The organism is Streptomyces sp. NPDC052064 (genome assembly GCF_055585925.1).
Genome location: NZ_JBVJJE010000005.1, coordinates 381,023 through 397,484, shown reverse-complemented (window position 1 = coordinate 397,484; position 16,462 = coordinate 381,023). Strand labels below are relative to the sequence as shown.

14 protein-coding genes and 2 pseudogenes are annotated in these 16,462 nt (G+C 69.5%); 5 read left to right on the top strand and 11 right to left on the bottom strand.

The genetic code is table 11. From position 1 onward, the window contains the following. Window positions 1–95: 95 nt before the first annotated feature. The 4 genes from ACZ6TU_RS16265 to ACZ6TU_RS16250 form a co-directional block, all read right to left on the bottom strand. Window positions 96–959 carry a carbohydrate ABC transporter permease gene (locus ACZ6TU_RS16265; protein ID WP_467670049.1) on the bottom strand — a complete coding sequence of 288 codons (864 nt, stop codon included), beginning with the start codon at window positions 957–959 and terminating at the stop codon, window positions 96–98. Window positions 960–965: 6 nt separating this feature from the next. Continuing rightward, window positions 966–1,934: a carbohydrate ABC transporter permease gene (locus ACZ6TU_RS16260; RefSeq protein ID WP_467670048.1), complete on the bottom strand. Its 969-nt coding sequence runs from the start codon at window positions 1,932–1,934 to the stop codon at window positions 966–968. 37 nt (window positions 1,935–1,971) lie between these two features. After that, window positions 1,972–3,270 (bottom strand): extracellular solute-binding protein, encoded by a 1,299-nt coding sequence (locus tag ACZ6TU_RS16255; RefSeq protein ID WP_469548920.1) that lies wholly within the window; start codon window positions 3,268–3,270, stop codon window positions 1,972–1,974. A gap of 82 nt (window positions 3,271–3,352) precedes the next feature. Continuing rightward, window positions 3,353–5,890 (bottom strand): beta-glucosidase, encoded by a 2,538-nt coding sequence (locus ACZ6TU_RS16250; RefSeq protein WP_469548917.1) that lies wholly within the window; start codon window positions 5,888–5,890, stop codon window positions 3,353–3,355. Window positions 5,891–6,045: 155 nt separating this feature from the next. Here ACZ6TU_RS16250 and ACZ6TU_RS16245 point away from each other — a divergent pair, with 155 nt between their 5' ends. After that, on the top strand, window positions 6,046–6,681 hold the full coding sequence (locus ACZ6TU_RS16245) for a TetR/AcrR family transcriptional regulator (protein ID WP_403335776.1): 636 nt from the start codon (window positions 6,046–6,048) through the stop codon (window positions 6,679–6,681). 39 nt (window positions 6,682–6,720) lie between these two features. Here the strand turns inward: ACZ6TU_RS16245 and ACZ6TU_RS16240 are convergent, their stop codons facing one another. After that, the gene (locus tag ACZ6TU_RS16240) at window positions 6,721–7,668 is read right to left on the bottom strand and encodes a carbohydrate kinase family protein (protein WP_469548914.1); all 948 of its coding nucleotides are present in this window, start codon (window positions 7,666–7,668) and stop codon (window positions 6,721–6,723) included. A 264-nt stretch (window positions 7,669–7,932) separates the two neighbouring features. On the opposite strand from ACZ6TU_RS16240, the gene rraA reads away from it, so the two are divergent. Continuing rightward, on the top strand, window positions 7,933–8,418 hold the full coding sequence (rraA, locus tag ACZ6TU_RS16235; RefSeq protein WP_467670042.1) for a ribonuclease E activity regulator RraA: 486 nt from the start codon (window positions 7,933–7,935) through the stop codon (window positions 8,416–8,418). 62 nt (window positions 8,419–8,480) lie between these two features. Here rraA and ACZ6TU_RS16230 read toward each other — a convergent pair whose 3' ends face one another. The 3 genes and pseudogenes from ACZ6TU_RS16230 to ACZ6TU_RS16220 form a co-directional block, all read right to left on the bottom strand. After that, window positions 8,481–8,636 carry a hypothetical protein gene (locus ACZ6TU_RS16230; protein WP_469548912.1) on the bottom strand — a complete coding sequence of 52 codons (156 nt, stop codon included), beginning with the start codon at window positions 8,634–8,636 and terminating at the stop codon, window positions 8,481–8,483. A 98-nt stretch (window positions 8,637–8,734) separates the two neighbouring features. Continuing rightward, window positions 8,735–8,944 (bottom strand): DUF6243 family protein, encoded by a 210-nt coding sequence (locus ACZ6TU_RS16225; RefSeq protein WP_221174717.1) that lies wholly within the window; start codon window positions 8,942–8,944, stop codon window positions 8,735–8,737. Between the two features lie 494 nt (window positions 8,945–9,438). After that, window positions 9,439–10,299 (bottom strand): annotated as a pseudogene (locus tag ACZ6TU_RS16220) (IS110 family transposase); the annotation flags it as partial. Between the two features lie 136 nt (window positions 10,300–10,435). Between ACZ6TU_RS16220 and ACZ6TU_RS16215 the strand changes: the two are divergent. Then, window positions 10,436–10,807 carry a hypothetical protein gene (locus ACZ6TU_RS16215; protein WP_469548909.1) on the top strand — a complete coding sequence of 124 codons (372 nt, stop codon included), beginning with the start codon at window positions 10,436–10,438 and terminating at the stop codon, window positions 10,805–10,807. Window positions 10,808–11,035: 228 nt separating this feature from the next. Here the strand turns inward: ACZ6TU_RS16215 and ACZ6TU_RS16210 are convergent. Continuing rightward, window positions 11,036–11,946: pseudogene (locus ACZ6TU_RS16210) on the bottom strand (helix-turn-helix transcriptional regulator). Window positions 11,947–12,041: 95 nt separating this feature from the next. Here ACZ6TU_RS16210 and ACZ6TU_RS16205 point away from each other — a divergent pair. Next, a complete protein-coding gene (locus ACZ6TU_RS16205) occupies window positions 12,042–12,560 on the top strand; it encodes an MmyB family transcriptional regulator (protein WP_469548906.1) in 519 nt (172 codons plus the stop codon). Window positions 12,561–12,875: 315 nt separating this feature from the next. Here ACZ6TU_RS16205 and ACZ6TU_RS16200 read toward each other — a convergent pair whose 3' ends face one another. Then, a complete protein-coding gene (locus tag ACZ6TU_RS16200) occupies window positions 12,876–13,364 on the bottom strand; it encodes a GNAT family N-acetyltransferase (protein ID WP_467670038.1) in 489 nt (162 codons plus the stop codon). 129 nt (window positions 13,365–13,493) lie between these two features. On the opposite strand from ACZ6TU_RS16200, the gene ACZ6TU_RS16195 reads away from it, so the two are divergent. Next, on the top strand, window positions 13,494–15,179 hold the full coding sequence (locus ACZ6TU_RS16195; RefSeq protein ID WP_466100016.1) for a ribonuclease J: 1,686 nt from the start codon (window positions 13,494–13,496) through the stop codon (window positions 15,177–15,179). Between the two features lie 369 nt (window positions 15,180–15,548). On the opposite strand, the gene trhA is transcribed toward ACZ6TU_RS16195, so the two are convergent. Then, complete coding sequence (trhA, locus tag ACZ6TU_RS16190) at window positions 15,549–16,205, bottom strand: PAQR family membrane homeostasis protein TrhA (RefSeq protein WP_467670318.1); 657 nt, start codon at window positions 16,203–16,205, stop codon at window positions 15,549–15,551. Between the last annotated feature and the right edge of the window lie 257 nt (window positions 16,206–16,462).

Genomic DNA, 16,462 nt, shown 5'->3' with positions numbered 1-16,462 from the left:
TGCGGGCATGACGGCCATGCACGGCGGCTCGCGTGCATGACGGGGGTGGTGCGGAACCGGCGCGTGGGGGCCGGGTAAGAGCGCCGGAGCTGGGGTCACTTCAGGCCGGTGGTGGCAATGCCGGCGATGAAGTGACGCTGGAAGAGCAGGAAGACGATGGTTACCGGGAGCAGGACGACGACGGCTCCGGCAAGGAGGATGCCGAAGCGGGTGAAGTCCTGTCCGCTGCTGGCCAGGGCGAGGCCGACGGGGAGGGTGTACTGGCTTTCGTTCTGGGCCACGACCAGCGGCCACAGGAAGTTGTTCCAGGAGCCGAGGAAGGTGATGATCCCCAGGGTCGCAAGGGCGGGTTTGGTCAGCGGGAGGATGATCTTCCAGAAGATGGCCAGCTCACGGCAGCCGTCGACGCGGGCGGCGTCGATGAGCTCGTCGGGCAGGGTGGAGATGAACTGCCGCATCAGGAACACGCCGAAGGGTGTGGCGAGGAACGGCAGGATCAGTCCGAGCAGGGAGCCGGTCAGCTTCATGTTGGCCACCAGCACGTACAGCGGCACGAAGGTGACCAGGCCCGGCACCATGAGGGTCGCGATGACCACGGTGAACACGGCCCGCTGCCCGCGGAACTCGAGCTTGGCCAGGGCGTAGCCGAGCATCGAGCAGAAGATCAGGTTCCCGGCGGTGACGGCCAGGGCCACGATCACGGAGTTGGCGAACATCCTTGTGAAGTCCAGGCTGCTGAACAGCTCCTGGAAGTTCGTCAGTGTGGGCCTGGTGGGGATCAGGTCGGGCGGGATCTTGCGAATGTCCGCCTCGGGCTTGAACGCCGAGGACAGCATCCACAGGAACGGCGTGACCATCAGCAGCAGAAGGCCGCTGAGCGGCAGGTACAGCCACGGGTGGCCCCACTCATGGCGGATGCGGCGGCGCCGGAGGCTCCTGTCGGAAGCAAGGGTGCTCATGGGGCATCAGTCCTTGTCGCGCAGTATGCGGAACTGCAGCACGGTCAGCGCGATGATGAGAACGAAGACGACGTATCCGGCCGCCGAGGCGATGTCGTAGTTGCCGTTGCCGAACTGCTGGTAGGCGTACAACGTGGCCGACAGGGTGGAGTCCAGCGGTCCGCCGTCGGTCATGACGAACGGCTCGTCGAAGAACTGCAGGTAGCCGATGCCAGTGGTGACGGCGGTGAGGAGGAGGGCCGGGCGCAGGAGGGGGAAGGTGACCCGCCAGAAGCGCTGCCAGGGGCCGGCGCCGTCGAGTTCGGCCGCCTCCAGCAGGGAGTGGGGCACGGACTGCAGGCCCGCCAGCATGATGATCATGACGGTGCCGAGGTTGCGCCACACGGCCATCAGGATCATGACGGGCAGGGCGAACCGGGTGTCGGCCAGCCAGGCCGGGCCGTCGATCCCGAACCAGGCGAGAACGGTGTTCACTAGGCCCGCGCGGGGTTCGAGGAGGGTCTTCCACACCACGGCGACGGCGACGATGCTGGTGATCACCGGCAGGTAGAAGCCGACCCGGAACACGGCGCGGAAGCGCCGGATGCCGCTGTCGAGGGCCACCGCCGCGGCGAGGCCGGCGGCCAGCGTCAGGGGCAGGGCCGCCAGGACGAACACCGCCGTGTTGCGCAGGGCGGTGAAGAACGTTGGGTCCTGGAAGAGCCGTACGTAGTTGTCGAGGCCGACGAACGACACGTTCAGCGGGGTACGCAGGTCGGCGCTCTTGGTGTCGGTCAGGCTCATCAGCGTCGACCAGACGACCGGCAGCAGCATGAAGGCGAGGAACAGGGCGAGGAACGGGGCGGCGAGGACCCACGCGGCGCGGGCCTGGCGGCCCTGCGCGGTGCGCCGCGGTACGGGACTGCGGCTGGGGGCCACCGGACTGGCGGCTGCGCGCTCCTGGTTGCCCTGCCCGGCGAGGGTGTTCGTGGGCATGGTGGTCATCCGTCCGTACGAGGGATGCGGGGGCGGTTCAGCGGCCGGTGCCGATGCTGGTGGCCCTGGACTGCAGGGTCTTCTGCACCTGGTCGACGGTGGCCTTGCCGTAGGCGAGCTTCTCCAGCTCGGAGTCGATGGCGTCGGCGATCTGCTGCCAGGTGGTGATCGCCGGGGGCGCCTTGGTGACCTTCAGCTGGCTCTCGAAGGCGGCCATCTTCGGGTTCTCGGCGAGGTCGCCCTCCGACCAGGACTGGACGGCGGCGGGCAGGTTGCCGGAGGCGTCCGCGTACGCGGCCAGGTTCTTCGGCTCGGTGAGGAACTTGACGAACTTCCAGGCCGCGTCGGAGTTGTCGGCGTCTTTGAAGACGGCCAGGTCACTGCCGCCTGCCAGGCCGGCCGCCTGCGTGCCCTTGGGCAGGGGCATGGTCTGCCACTTGCTGTCCAGCTCGGGGGCGTTCTTGTGGAGGTCGCCGCCGGTGCTGGGGCCCTGCTGCACGGTGCCGATCAGCCCGTTCTGCAGGTTCTGGCGGGCGTCGGTCTTGTCGTTCGGCGACAGCTTGTCCTTGAAGAAGCCGCTGTAGTACTCCAGGGCCTTGGTGACGGCGGGCGAGTCGAACGTGAACTTCTTCGCGTCGGCGTCGTAGATGTCACCGCCCTGCTGCCACACCATCGGCAGCCAGAACAGCCAGGAGTTGAAGCCGACCTGCAGCTGGGTGGCGTTGCGCAGCTTGGGGTTCTGCTTGCCCGCGGTGGCCTGGATGGTCTTGAGGTCCTTCAGGTAGCCGTCCCAGTCGTCGGCCGGGGCACCCTTGATGCCGGCCTTCGTGGTGATGTCGGTGCGGTAGTAGAGCACCGAGGTGTCGGCGGTGAAGGGGACGCCGTAGGAGGTGTCCTTGTACTTCGTGGTGTCCCACTGACCGGGGAAGAACGCGGACTCCTCGAAGGAGGCCGGGGTGGCCTGGAAGCCGTTCATGGCGGCCATCTCGGCCATCCAGGTGGAGCCGATCAGGGACATGTCCGGGGTGTTGCCGCCGGCGATCGAGGTGGTGAGCTTCTCGTGCGCGGCGTCCCACGGCACCGCGGTGATCTGGACCCTCACGTCCGGGTTCTGCTGCTCGAACTTTTTCGCCAGGCTCTCCAGGTCCTTGTCGGCCTTGTCGCCCATGGACCACATGACCAGCTTGCCCTTGGCCTTGCCACTGCTGATCTTCGCCGGGGCCTTGTCTGCGGCTGAGGCGTCGTCGCTGCGGCCGCAGCCGGTGGCCAGCAGGGCCGCCGCGACGGTCGCGCAGGCGATCTGGAGGGTTCTGACGGTGGGACGTGTGGTGCGCATGGTTGCGGCTCCTTGCGGTCGTGCTGACGGGGCGCGGGGGAGGTACGTGACGGGACAAAAGGGACGGGCGAGCCGGGTCGGCTCAGACTGCGGGGTGCGGGCGGCCGTGTTCGACGGTCACCTCTGCGGTGAGATGCGGATCACGGCTGGAGCGTCCGACTTGCAGGCGGTAGCGGCCGGGCGGAGTACGCCACTGGCTCGCCTCGCTGTCCCAGATCCGGAAGACGCGGGCGGGCACGCGCACCTCGGCGGTGACGCGGGCCCCCGGTGCCGCCTGGACCGTGGTGAAGCCAGCGAGCAGGCGCACCGGCCGGTCGGTGCCGTCCCGCGGCGGCTCCAGGTAGACCTGGACGACCTCACGGCCGGCCCGGGGGCCGGTGTTGGTCAGTGCCACGGTCAGGTCGAGCCCGTCTCCGCCTGCGGGGCTGGTCAGGGAGGCGGCGGAGACGGGAGTCGGGGAGAGGGTCACGGACTCGTACCTCCATCGGGTCCAGCCGAGACCGTGACCGAACGGGAACGCGGGGGCAAGGCCGTCCCGGTCCCAGGCCCGGTGGCCGACGTGGACTCCCTCGGTGTAGTCCACGATTCCGTCGCGGGGGCGGGCGTCGGGGACGGGGACATCCTGCGCGCGGGCGGGCAGCGTCCACGGCAGCCGGCCCGACGGCTCGGTGCGGCCCAGCAGCACGTCGGCGAGCGCGTGCCCGGCCTCCTGGCCCGGCAGCCACGCCCACAGCAGGACAGGGGCTTCGTCGGCCCAGGGCAGCAGCACCGGGGCGCCGGCGTTGACGACCACGATGGTGCGCGGGTTGGCGGCGATCACCTTGCGCACCAGGTCGTTCTGGTGGCCGGGCAGCTCCAGACCGGTGCGGTCCCAGCCCTCCGACTCGACCTCCTCGTTGGTGCCCACCACGACGATCGCCACATCGGCCGCCTGGGCCGCGGCGACGGCCTCGACGATCTCCTCGTACGGCGTCGGCCCGGGCGGAGCGTGCCGGACCTGGGCGGTGACGAAGCGGCCGTAGCCACCGGCCCCGACGACGGTCAGGTCCAAGGCGAGCGCGAGCCTGCGCCCTTCCGGCCCCACCTCGACGTCGATCCCCCGCAGCGGTGGGTGGTTGTGGCTGGACTCCAGCACCAGCTCCACACCCCGGTCGTCGTCCCCGGCCAGGGCCTCTTCACCGTCGACACTCACGCTGAAGCGCCCCGCGCAGCCGAACTCCAGGCGGTGCGTCCCCGGCTCGGTGAGGGTCAACTGCGTGCGCAGCAGCACCCGGTGGGTCTCCGGGGCGAAGCCGTCGTACGTGGTCCAGTCCCCGGTGGCGTCGACCTCACCGCCGATTCGGTTCCCCTCGGCGTCCAGGTGGTCGGCGCGTACGCCCGCCGCGCCGGTGTCGGGATCGGTGAGCAGTTCGGCGGAGGCATACGGCAGGCGCAGACGGGCGTCGCCGCCCCGGTGCACGGTCAGCCGGACATCCTCGGGAAGCGCGGCACGCAGCCCTTCCTCGAACGACACCGTGCGCACCGCCGGGACAAAGGCGCTGCCGCCACCCTGCAGGTACGGCGCGACGGCATTCGGGCCGATCAACGCAACGCTGCCGATGCCGTCCGGGAGCAGCGGCAGCAGGTCTGCCTCGTTGCGGAGCAGCACCGTGCCACGAGCGGCGACCTCGCGCAGCAGCCGGAACTCCTCCGGCGCAGGCTCGGACGACACGGTGGCCGGCACCGACTCGTCGAGTGCGCCGACGTGCCAGGCCAGGCGCAGCAGCCGCAGCACCTTGTCGTCAATGACCTGTTCGTCCACCTCGCCGGCGCGCACGGCCGCCGCGAGCGCGTCACCCCACGGGCCGCCGGGACCCGGCATCACCAGATCCAGGCCACCGACCGCCGAGGCCACGGTGGACCGGGTCGCGGCCCAGTCACTGACCACGGGCCCGGAGTATCCCCACTCCCCCTTCAGCACCTCGCGCAACAGCCGTGCGTTCTCGGTCATCGGCGCGGACACGGTCCCGTCGTCCAGGCCCGAGTAGGCGGCCATCACACTCCACGGCGCGGCCTCGGCGAGGACCTGCTCGAAGGGGGCCAGGTAGACCTCCCGCAGCGTCCGCTCGTCCAGCCGGGCACGGTACCGGGTGCGGTCGGTCTCGGAGTCGTTGGCCACGAAGTGCTTCAGGCACGCGCCCACGCCCCGGCTCTGCAGGCCGCGCACGACGGCGGCGGCCAGGATGCCGGTGAGCAGCGGATCCTCGGAGAAGTACTCGAAGTGCCGCCCGGCGACCGGAGTGCGCTGCAGGTTCACCACCGGGGCCAGCACCACGTCGACGCCCTTGCGGCGGGCCTCGAGGGCGAAGAGCTCCCCCAGCCGCTTGGCGAGGTCGGTGTCCCAGGCAGCTGCCAACGCACTTGGCGCAGGGGCCAGCAGGCCGGTCTCAGCGGGGTCATCGCCGGTACCCCGGACGCCCTGCGGGCCGTCGGACATCGTCACCGCCGACAGCCCGAGCCGGGGCTCGGCCGGAAGTCTCCACAGGTCGGCGCCGGTCAGCAGGCGGATCTTGGAGTCCAGGTCCAGGCCGCGGATGCGGGCGCCGAGCTCGGTGTCATCAGGGAGGGCAGGGCGGCTCATGCTCGTCCTTCCAGGCCGCGGTACGGCACGAAGCGGGCGGAACGGAGAGCAGGAAAACACACTCACTAAGTACTTAGTAAGTCCTTGTGCGTAAGTTCTTTCTCAGGTTTGATCGGAAGGTGACCACTGATCGACACCCCCGTAGACTCCGCACGATGAGCGAGAGCACGCCGAACGGGGAACGGCAGCCCCGCACAGGAAGAAGCCTCAAGGCCCAGCAGCGACGGCAGGAAATCCTGCAGATCGCCATGGACACCTTCGCCGCCCGCGGCTACAACAACGCCTCCCTTCAGGAGATCGCCGACCGCGCCGGCGTCACCCAGGCCGGCGTCCTGCACTACTTCCGTTCCAAGCCCCAACTGCTCACCAGCGTCCTCGCCTTGCGGGACGAAACGGACATCGAGCAGCTCGGCCCCGAGCGCCCCCGCGGTCTCGCCTTCCTGCGCCACCTCGTCGACACCGTCCGCCGCAACACCGAACGCGAAGGCATCGTCCGCCTCTACGCCGTGCTCTCGGCAGAAAGCGTCACCGAGGGACACCCCGCGCAGGGCTACTTCCGCGACCGCTACGCCGGCCTGCGCGTCATGGTCACCGAAGCCCTCGCCGAAGCATCCGAACTCGGTGAGACACGCCCCGACCTCAACCTCGAAGAGGCGGCCACGGCGATCATCGCCGTCATGGACGGCCTCCAGGTCCAGTGGCTGCTCGCCCCCGAGTCCGTCGACATGACGGCCGTGACAGATCGGGTCGTCACCGCACTCCTGGCCGAGTTCACTACCCGAACCGCCTGATACCCGGCGGCAGTTGTCGCCGGGGGCGCGTACGCGTGTTCAGGCGTGCGGCATGAGTCGTTCGGCCTCGGGCTCCAAGAAAGCCGGGACCGTGCGGGGAGGGTTCGCGCCGGGGACGGAGCAGGTCAGGGCGGCGACGCGGGCAGCGAAGGTGCAGGCGTCGGTGAGGTCCGCGATGCTCAGCCCGTCGAGTCGTCCGCCGAGGTGTCCGAGGGCTGCGAGGCGGTGGAGCAGGCCGGCGGTGAAGGAGTCGCCCGCGCCGACGGTGTCGACGACGTCGACGGGCGGAGCGGGCACGGTGACGCGGTGGCCGTCGAGGGACGCGAGGGCGCCGCGTTCGCCGAGGGTGATGACCACGAGCCGCACGCCGGCGGCATGCCAGGTGTCGCACGCCTGCTCGGGGCCGGCGCCGGGGAGGAGCAGGGCGAGGTCGTCCTCGCTGAGGCGGAGGATGTCGGCCAGGGCGCACCAGCGGGAAATGCGCTCGCGGTAGACGGCGGGAGGCACGAGCAGGGGGCGGACGTTCGGGTCGATGGACACGGTGACGCGCTCGCGGGCGGTGGCGAGGTGGTCCTCGATTCGGCTGCCGCCGGGTTCACGGATCAGCGCCAGCGAACCGGTGTGCAGGCAGACGGTGTCGTCGTGAGCGTTGGCGGCGAGCTCGTCGGCGGCCCACTGCCAGTCGGCGGTGTTGTCGGCGTAGAAGGTGTGGGCCGCCTGGCCGGTGTCGTCGAGGGTGGCGATGGCGAGCGTGCTGGGCTCCTGGGTGGTCACACTGCCGCTCAGGTCGACGCCGGAGTCGGTGAGGCGGCGACGGAAGAGGGTTCCGAAGGCGTCCTGGGAGAGGCGGGCGCGGAAGCGGGTGGGGGTGCCGAGCCGGGCGAGCGCGACGGCGGTGTTGGCGGGGCCGCCGCCGGGCAGGACGCGCAGGCTGAGTTCGTCGGAACCGGATCGGGTGGGGTCGGTGAAGGGCGCGGCGGAGATCATGCGCAAGCACATCGACACCAGCCTCGGAGCGACAGCAGTGTGGCGACTCGGCCACGCCGACCCCGCCGACGGAATCTGACTTGGTCCCGGTGATGGTCAGCGGTGCCGTCACCGACAGAGTCGGGAACGGGCAAGCGCCCTCCTGGACTCCGGGTTCGTCTTCGTCTCGACGCTCGTCCCCACCTCGCGCCCGGGCCCTTCCGGCCCTCACCGGAGTCCGACGCACCTCACGGTGGACCTTGACACAACACCTTGGAGTTTGCAGTGCACAGGACATCCCCCATTGCCACCGCCGACCTCGCCGACGAGCACGGTGACCAACTGCGAGTCTGCGACCTGCAGTTCACCTCCTACGGGGCTGTGCACTCCTTCGCCGGTCCGGTCCGCGCCATCTCCTGTCCCGGCGACAACGCCCTGCTGCACGAATTGCTCCGCACACCCGGGGAGGGCTGTGTCGCGGTTGTCGACGGCGGAGCCTCGCTGCACGCCGCGCTCCTCGGCGATCTGATGGCCGAGCGGGCGCGAGACAACGGATGGGCCGGGGTCGTCGTGTACGGGGCCGTCCGCGACAGCGCCCTCCTCGCCGGCATGGACATCGGCATCCACGCCCTGGGCACCAACCCTCGCAAGAGCGGGAAAGCCGGCGCGGGCGCCGTCGATGTACCCGTGTCGTTCGGCGGCGTCACGTTCGCCACTGGCGACATCCTGCACGCCGACCACGACGGAGTCGTCCTCCTGCCGACTACCTGATTCCCGGCGGAGACCACCGCGCCTCCCGTCCCGTGCGGTGACGGCGCGAAGGGCACGCGCGTCTACCACTGGGCCGCCTTGCAGATCACGTCCATCGAGGACTTCGACGGCGAAGGCGCCGATCTTCTGGGGGGAAGACGCCGCAGCGCGGCTGCCTGCCAGGCGGCCGCGCTGCGGCGCTGGTAGTGCTCGGACGAGAGCTGAGCGGGACCGGCCACACCCGCTACGGCAGCGCCCCCGGTACGGCAGCAGGGCCGGACCGCGCGTCGCGGTCCGGGCCCTGCCCCGTGCGGTGCCGCCCTGCGGCGGCGGTGCCTCAGCTCTGTGCCGTGTCGTCGCCCGTCTGCCCGGCGCCCTCGGCTGCGCCGGCCTTCTCGCGCATCTTGCGCACCAGCTCCGCCTTCTGGTCGGCGGCACCCTGGCGGTCGAGGTTGCGGTGCGGACCGTTGTTCTGCCGTTCGGCGCGGGACAGCTTCTTGCGCTGGCCGCCGCCCATGCCCACGGGGTTGTTGATGTTCTTGCTCACGGGTTCTCCCGGAATGATGTGAAGTGATCTACGGATTCATCGGTGAGGGACGGGCGCGACAACGTCGAAGGACGTCAGCAGGGGCCCATCACGCTCTCACTCGTAAATCGGCGTCTGGAAGAACATGACCAAGACGTTACCCGGTTCCATCGGCCCCGCACACCAAGTTTTCCGCCGTCCCGGCGTCGGCCGGGCCCTCGGCGATCACGGAGCCCCGCCATATGGAGGCGAGCCAGCGGGGGCGCCATTCCTGTCACGCCGCTATCACGAACCCCACGGACACCCTCACGTCACAGGGCTCTGACCTGGACCTACGTGCTCGCCCTGGACCACCTGGACGCCCAGAGACGGCTTCTACGACATGTGCCATGTGGTACCCAGGGAGGGACCCAGGATCAGGACGGGAGCCTCTTCTGGCCCGTCAAAGCGGTATTGCAAGGTGTTCGACGGTGTCTCACTCACGCCTCAGACCCTCTCACGTATCACGGACGCCCCTATAACGCGGGGGTGCGGGAAACCGGTCTGACCAGGTTGAAGACCTCTCGGGCGGCATACCTCTTGAGGCATCGGATGATTTCACGTCGGGTCTTGCCCTCCTGGGTACGGCGTTCGTAGTACGCCTGGGTGCGCGGGTCGTGGCGCAGGCGGGTGAACACGATGCGGTGCAGGGCCGCGTTCGCCTGCCGGTCGCCGCCGTAGTTGAGCCGACGCGTACTCCGCCGGCCCGACGAATACTCGACCGGGCTGACCCCGCACAGCGCAGCGAACGACGCCTCAGTGCCCAGCCGCTCGGGATTGTCTCCCATGGTGATCAGCAGCGTGACTGCGCTGTCCGGGCCGATGTCCACCGGTGCGAGTAGCTGTGGGGCGTGGCGTTCGACGAGCCGGGTCAGGCATTGGTTCAGCTCGTCGATCTGCGCGGTGAGCTGTTCGATGCGCTCGGCGAGCATGCGCAACGTCATGTGGGTGGCCTGGGCCACTCCGTCCTCTTTGCCCCCACCGTCGTGCGGGGCGAGGCGCGCGCACATGCGGAACAGCTCGGCATTGCCCAGGCTGGACAGCCGCTCCCGCAGGGCGGGATCGGCTATGACCAGGACGGCCTTGAGCTGGTTGATCGCCTGGGTGCGGGCCTTGACCGCGGAGTCCTTGGCGAGCTTGAACATCCGGGCGCTGTGCACCGGACCGTCGCCGGACTTGGCCCGGGCCCGGGCGCGACCGCTGAGCACGGCCCGCGCGGCAGCCTGCGCATCGAGCGGATCCGACTTCCCGAGCAGCCGGCGGGCCGTGCGGTCGGGCCGGTTCACTTCGAACACCTGGATCTGCTGAGCCAGCAGGTAACGGGACAGGCCCGCGCCACAGCAAAAGGCGCTGCTTCACCAAGCTGAAGAGCGCGAACGTGCCGCACGAGTCCGCGGACGATGACCACAAATGCCTCTGGTGAGGGATCAACGCCACTGGAGCAAACGAATGAAGACAATCGATGAGTAAACGTTGGAAACGAAAGACCGCACGATGCTGATCGCCGCAGTCTCGGAGATGGCCGTACTGCGTGCACTTCAACTCGCAGGGAATCGGATCATCGGAGCGCGTGGCCGCTCCGTCCGTGGGCCCATGAAGTCGGTTGACCCGTGGTCGATTCATGTGCACCTGCGGGTTGAAGAGCAGGAACTCGACACCTTCCTCAAGGACGCCTGGCAGATTCCCATCGCAGTCGGCCTCCCCGACCCACTCCTCGATGCGCTCGACCTACACACCCGCACCCTCCTGACAGCCGGCATCGAGTTCAATCGCAACGATCTCCTGCGCACCCTGTCTCGACTTCCCCAGCAGCCTGCCCTGCCATGGGAGCCCGTCGGCTCGTAGTGCGTACCAGCAGCGGCGAAGCGCCGCGCTGTGCCGGGGAGCGCCCTTCGGGGGAGCGACAGAACCCCCTACCCCGGACAGGACGCGGTGTGCCGGAGCGGAGAAGGCCGTAGCGATGCCGAGCGCCATGAGCAGACTCGGATCTTGACCTCGTGCGGCCGCGCGGTCCTCGATGACCAAGCCGCGGCCCTGACCCGATCCTCATGCCCCGCCCGGCGGCGGTTGCTCTCAGGGCGAGGAGGAAGCGGCGTCCTTGGAGGTGGCGCGTGGTGTTGTGCGGGTGGCGGGCTCCTGGCCGAGCAGGTCCAGCAGTGCCACGGCGTCGTGCTCCGGGGTGGCGGGTTCGGCGTAGTAGGCGACGAGCCGGTGTCCGGGAGTGCCCTCCAGGAGCAGGGACTGGTAGCCGAGGGTGAGGTCGCCGACCTCGAGGTGGTGGAAGGTCTTGCGGCCCTGCGTACGGCCCTTGACGTCGTACCGCTCCCACAGGCGCGCGAAGTCCGGGCTTTTCAGCAGGAGTTCGCCCACCAGGTGGGCCAGGTCGGGGGCGTCGGGGTCGGTGTCGGCAAGCGCCCGCAGGCGCGCGACGCAGCCGCGGACCTGGTTGTTCCAGTCCTTGAACAGGTCGCGCGCGGCGGGGTGCAGGAAGACGTAGCGCGCGATGTTGCGCTGCTTGGCCGGCCACTCCTCGATCCCGGCCAGCAGGCGCAGACCCGCGGGGTTGGTTGCCAGGATGTCGTTGCTGCGGCTGACCACATAGGCCGGGCGGGGCGCAGGTTCTCCAGCAGGAGCTTCACGCCGGGCCGCACCGTTCGGCTGGGCGCGGTCGCGGGTTCCGGCGCGGACCGCGCGGCGAGGGCGGCGAGGCTGCGCAGGTGCTCGTGCTCCTCCTCCCCCAGCCGCATGGCGCGAGCCAGCGCGTCCACGACGGACGGGCTCGGCCGGGTTTCCCTGCCCCTCTCCAGACGGGTGTAGTAGTCGATGCTGATACCGGCCAGGGTGGCCAGTTCCTCACGGCGCAGCCCAGGCGTACGACGCACCCCGGAGCCGGCTGCCAGGCCGACGTCCTCGGGCGTCACCCGGGCTCGGCGGGCACGCAGGAAGCGTCCCAGCTCGGTGGCGCTGTGCTGCTCACTCTTCATACCGTCCAGTCTGCGGGGCTCGTGACCTGCGCGGCATATGCGTGGGGGGCCCTGTCACACCCCGGAACGCCACTCCCCGGCACAGCACGGAGACGGTGCGACCGAGCCCGGCCTACGTCGTCAGCCGCAGCATGGACGTCCTCGCCCACAATCCCGGCGGCCTCGCCCTGTACGCCGGCATCGAGGACTGGCCCGCCACCCAGCGCAACCTCGGCCGATACCTCTTCCTCCATCCCGCCGCCCGCGAGATCTTCCCCGACTGGGACAACCAGATCCGCCACTGCGTCGCCCGCCTGCGTGCCCTGGCCGGCACCGACCCCGACGCCCCCGACCTCACCCGGCTCGTCGGCGAGCTCCTGCTGAAGAGCCCGGCCTTCGCCGGACTGTGGGAGCGCTACGACGTCACGGGCCGCAAGATCACCACCAAGACCTTCCAGCACCCCCAGGTCGGCAAGATCACCCTCACCTTCCAGGGCATGGCCCTGGAAGGCACCCCCGGCCACCGCCTCGGCGTCTACACCGCCGAGCCCGGCGCCCCCGACCACGACGCCATGCTCCTGCTCGACATGACCGCCACCCACACCGAGCCCACGACGTCCCAGCAGGAGCGATGAGCCCTCACGGTTCCGTCCTGGGGCAAAGGCTCATCGGGGCAGCTTGGCGGTGCGTTGGGCGACGCTGACATAGCGCATGGCGGTCTGCTCGGATGCCGAACAGACGCAACCTGATAGCACCTGCATCGACCGCGTCAGAATGGTGATTCTCTGGACGGTGCGGGCTCTCCGACGTAGCGGCGAGCTCCTCTGCGGCACCGCGTGGCAGGCCGGCGACCGCGTCTTCGGCAGTGTCGTCATGACGGTCCGCAGCCGCGTGCCGAGCTCTGGCCGGCGTGCAGGAGAGGCCGGTGTTCTGCGAACCGGCACACCGCGTCAGGCCGAAGGAATGCGAAACTCGAATTCGGGACGGTCCCACGGCACGGCGGGTGGGTATGCGAGCGCGGTCCCGGTCCGCACTGCACCGACGCGGTGGTAGAAGTCCTCGGCGGGAAGATGCGACACGACCTTGACACGGTCGAGCCCGGCGGCACGGGCCTCGGACTGCATGTGCGCAACGAGCAGTCGTCCAATACCCCGTCCTTGCGCTTCGTCGGCGACGAACAGCAGATCGAGCTCCGGTGGAGCGAGGACGAGCGAGTAGAACCCGAGGACCCGACCTCCATGCTCGTCGGCGCCGACGGCTACGAAGGCGCGGTGGGCCTCGATGTAATCAGGACCGACCCGGTAGCCCTCGACTGCGGCTGCGTACTTACCCTCGTAGGCGCCTGAGCCGCGCACGAGCCGCGTGAGCCGTTTGGCATCCCGCGCGACAGCCCTCCGTACCGTGATCGGCCGGCTGATCGGGGAAGTGCGTGAACTCATCGGGAAAGTATGTCGCACCGAGGTCCCGACAGGATGTTCCTCGGCGGGCCTCGCCGTCTCACCCGCTGCCACAGAGAGATCACACAGGCAACGGATCATGCCGTCCCGCTCCACGGGTACCGTCAGGGTATGAGTCATCCGCACCCCGAACTTAAAGCCGCCCCTCCCCTTCCCGAAGGAGGGCTGCGAGTCATCGCCCTGGGCGGCCTGGGTGAGATCGGCCGCAACATGACCGTCTTCGAGCACGCCGGCAAACTGCTCATCGTCGACTGCGGTGTGCTGTTCCCCGAGGAGACCCAGCCCGGCGTGGACGTGATCCTGCCGGACTTCACCTCGATCCGGGACCGGCTGGACGACATCGTGGCCATCGTCCTCACCCACGGCCACGAGGACCACATCGGCGGCGTGCCGTACCTGCTGCGCGAGCGGCGCGACATCCCCGTCGTCGGTTCCAAGCTGACGCTGGCGTTCCTGGAGGCCAAGCTCAAGGAACACGGAATCCGGCCGCGCACGGTGCGGGTGCGGGAGGGCGACCGGCGGGGCTTCGGGCCCTTCGACTGCGAGTTCGTGGCGGTCAACCACTCCATCCCCGACAGCCTCGCGGTCGCGATCCGCACCAGGGCCGGGATGGTGCTGCACACCGGCGACTTCAAGATGGACCAGTTCCCCCTCGACGACCGCATCACCGACCTGCGCGCCTTCGCCCGGCTCGGTGAGGAGGGCGTGGACCTGTTCCTCACCGACTCCACCAACGCCGAAGTACCCGGCTTCACCACCTCCGAGCGTGAGCTGAACCCGGCGATCGAGCAGGTGATGCGCACCGCGCCGCGCCGGGTCATCGTCTCCAGCTTCGCCAGCCATGTGCACCGCATCCAGCAGGTCCTGGACGCCGCCCACCAGCACGGCCGCAAGGTCGCCTTCGTCGGCCGGTCCATGGTCCGCAACATGGGCATCGCCCGTGACCTGGGCTATCTGAAGGTCCCGTCCGGTCTCGTCGTGAGCACGAAGGAGCTGGAGAAGCTCCCGGACCACAAGATCACCCTGGTGTGCACCGGCTCCCAGGGCGAACCCATGGCCGCGCTGTCACGGATGGCCAACCGTGACCACATGATCCGCATCGGCAAGGGCGACACCGTCCTGCTCGCCAGCTCCCTCATCCCCGGCAACGAGAACGCCATCTACCGGGTGATCAACGGACTGACCCGGTGGGGCGCCCACGTGGTCCACAAGGGCAACGCCAAGGTGCACGTCTCCGGGCACGCCAGCGCCGGCGAACTCGTCTACTGCTACAACATCGTCAAACCCCGCAACGTCATGCCCGTGCACGGCGAATGGCGCCACCTGCGGGCCAACGGCGACCTCGCCATCCGTACCGGTGTCGACCCCGACCGGGTCGTCATCGCCGAGGACGGCGTCGTCGTCGACCTCGTCGACGGGCGCGCGTCCATCACCGGCAAGGTCCCCGCCGGCAACGTCTACGTGGACGGCATGGAAGTCGGCGGCGCCACCGAAGCCTCCCTCAAGGACCGCCTCACCCTCGCAGAGGAAGGCGTGGTCACGGTGGTGGCGATCGTCGACGCCGACACCGGCGCCCTCGCCGAGGCCCCCGACTTCCTGGCCCGCGGCTTCGTCCACGACGACACCACCTTCGAGCCGGTCATCCCCGTCATCGAGAAGACCCTGGCCACCGCGGCCGAGGAAGGCGTCGGGGACGCGCACCAGCTCGAACAGCTCGTCGCCCGCGCAGTGGCGAACTGGGCGTTCCGCACCCACCGCCGTAAGCCCCTCATCATCCCCGTCATCATCGACGCCTGAGCCGCGGCCCGGCAGTACGGTCCCCGGTTCCGGTCGCGGTCTCGCCGGCATCGCGGCCGGGCACGGGAGTCAGCAGCCACCCCAGGAAGCCGGGGCGGCAGCGCAGTCCACATGATGAGTCGTCGGAAGTACGTCCCACGGACGGGAGGCGCGAAACCCGCAGTTCAGCGGGGTTGCCCACCTTGCCGACCGTGTGCCGCGCAAGGTCGGTGTCCTGGCCTCGCCGTTCCCTGACGCCTTCCGCCTCGAACTCGAGGCTCCTCCGTCGCGGGTCAGCTACGGACCGATGCCTCGGCCACCGCCCGGCCCGTTCGCGGTGCAGCACGCGGCAACGCGTGTGACCAGCGGCGCAAGCCCGGACTGTCGCGGTCAGTAGGTGGCCAGGGAGATGGCGATGTAGTGCGCGGTGAAGGCTGCCACGGTCAGGGCGTGGAAGACCTCGTGGTAACCGAACCAGCGGGGTGAGGGGTCGGGCCGCTGCAGGGCGTAGACGACCGCGCCCGCGCTGTAGAGGAGACCGCCGACAACGATCAGGACGACTACGGCTGCTCCGCCGGTGTGCAGGAAGTCGGGCAGGTAGCGCACCGGCGCCCACCCCAGGGCCAGATAACACGGGGTGTACAGCCAGCGCGGAGCTCCGACCCACAGGACCCGGAACACGATGCCGGCCACTGCTCCCGTCCATACGATCCACAGCAGCATGGACTGCTGTTCCGGCCGGAGGAGGAGCACGGCCAGGGGGGTGCAGGTGCCGGCGATGATCAGGAAGATGTTGGCGTGGTCGAGTCGTCGTAGAAGAGCCTCGCCCAGTGGTCCCCAGGTGCCGCGGTGGTAGACGGCGCTCGTTGCGAACAGCAGCCAGGCGGTGACCGAGTACACGGCGCAGGCCAGGACTGCTTGCGGAGTACGGGCCAGGCAGATGAGTACGACGCCCGCGATCAGTGCGGCGGGGACCATTCCGGCATGGAGCCAGCCACGCAATTTCGGCTTGATCGGTTCGGCCAGGTCGGCCGCCCGCTCCACCAGGGCGGAGACCGAGTGAGCCTTCTCCCCTGCTTGTCCGCTTTGCGATCGGTCGGGTAGCCCGTCTTCACGGCGCTCTCCACGCGCTGAGGCGACGTGACCGTATTCGACTTCAGCGGCATCACGGGACACAGCTTCTCGTTCTCCCTTGGGCGGCTGGGCGTCACTGGCAGCAAATGCGGTAATGCTAAAAGACCTCGCTTCGGCAGCATTCATGGGAGGTCGGTCCAAAGCCACGTCGCCGGGCCCGGGCCGCCTCG

Coding starts and splice junctions, on each gene's coding strand:
- ACZ6TU_RS16195 (WP_466100016.1), top strand. CDS start 13,494: ATGAGTCATCCGCACCCCGAACTTAAAGCCGCCCCTCCCCTTCCCGAA.
- ACZ6TU_RS16250 (WP_469548917.1), bottom strand. CDS start 5,890: ATGAGCCGCCCTGCCCTCCCTGATGACACCGAGCTCGGCGCCCGCATC.
- ACZ6TU_RS16200 (WP_467670038.1), bottom strand. CDS start 13,364: ATGAGTTCACGCACTTCCCCGATCAGCCGGCCGATCACGGTACGGAGG.
- ACZ6TU_RS16240 (WP_469548914.1), bottom strand. CDS start 7,668: ATGATCTCCGCCGCGCCCTTCACCGACCCCACCCGATCCGGTTCCGAC.
- ACZ6TU_RS16265 (WP_467670049.1), bottom strand. CDS start 959: ATGAGCACCCTTGCTTCCGACAGGAGCCTCCGGCGCCGCCGCATCCGC.
- ACZ6TU_RS16260 (WP_467670048.1), bottom strand. CDS start 1,934: ATGCCCACGAACACCCTCGCCGGGCAGGGCAACCAGGAGCGCGCAGCC.
- ACZ6TU_RS16245 (WP_403335776.1), top strand. CDS start 6,046: ATGAGCGAGAGCACGCCGAACGGGGAACGGCAGCCCCGCACAGGAAGA.
- ACZ6TU_RS16255 (WP_469548920.1), bottom strand. CDS start 3,270: ATGCGCACCACACGTCCCACCGTCAGAACCCTCCAGATCGCCTGCGCG.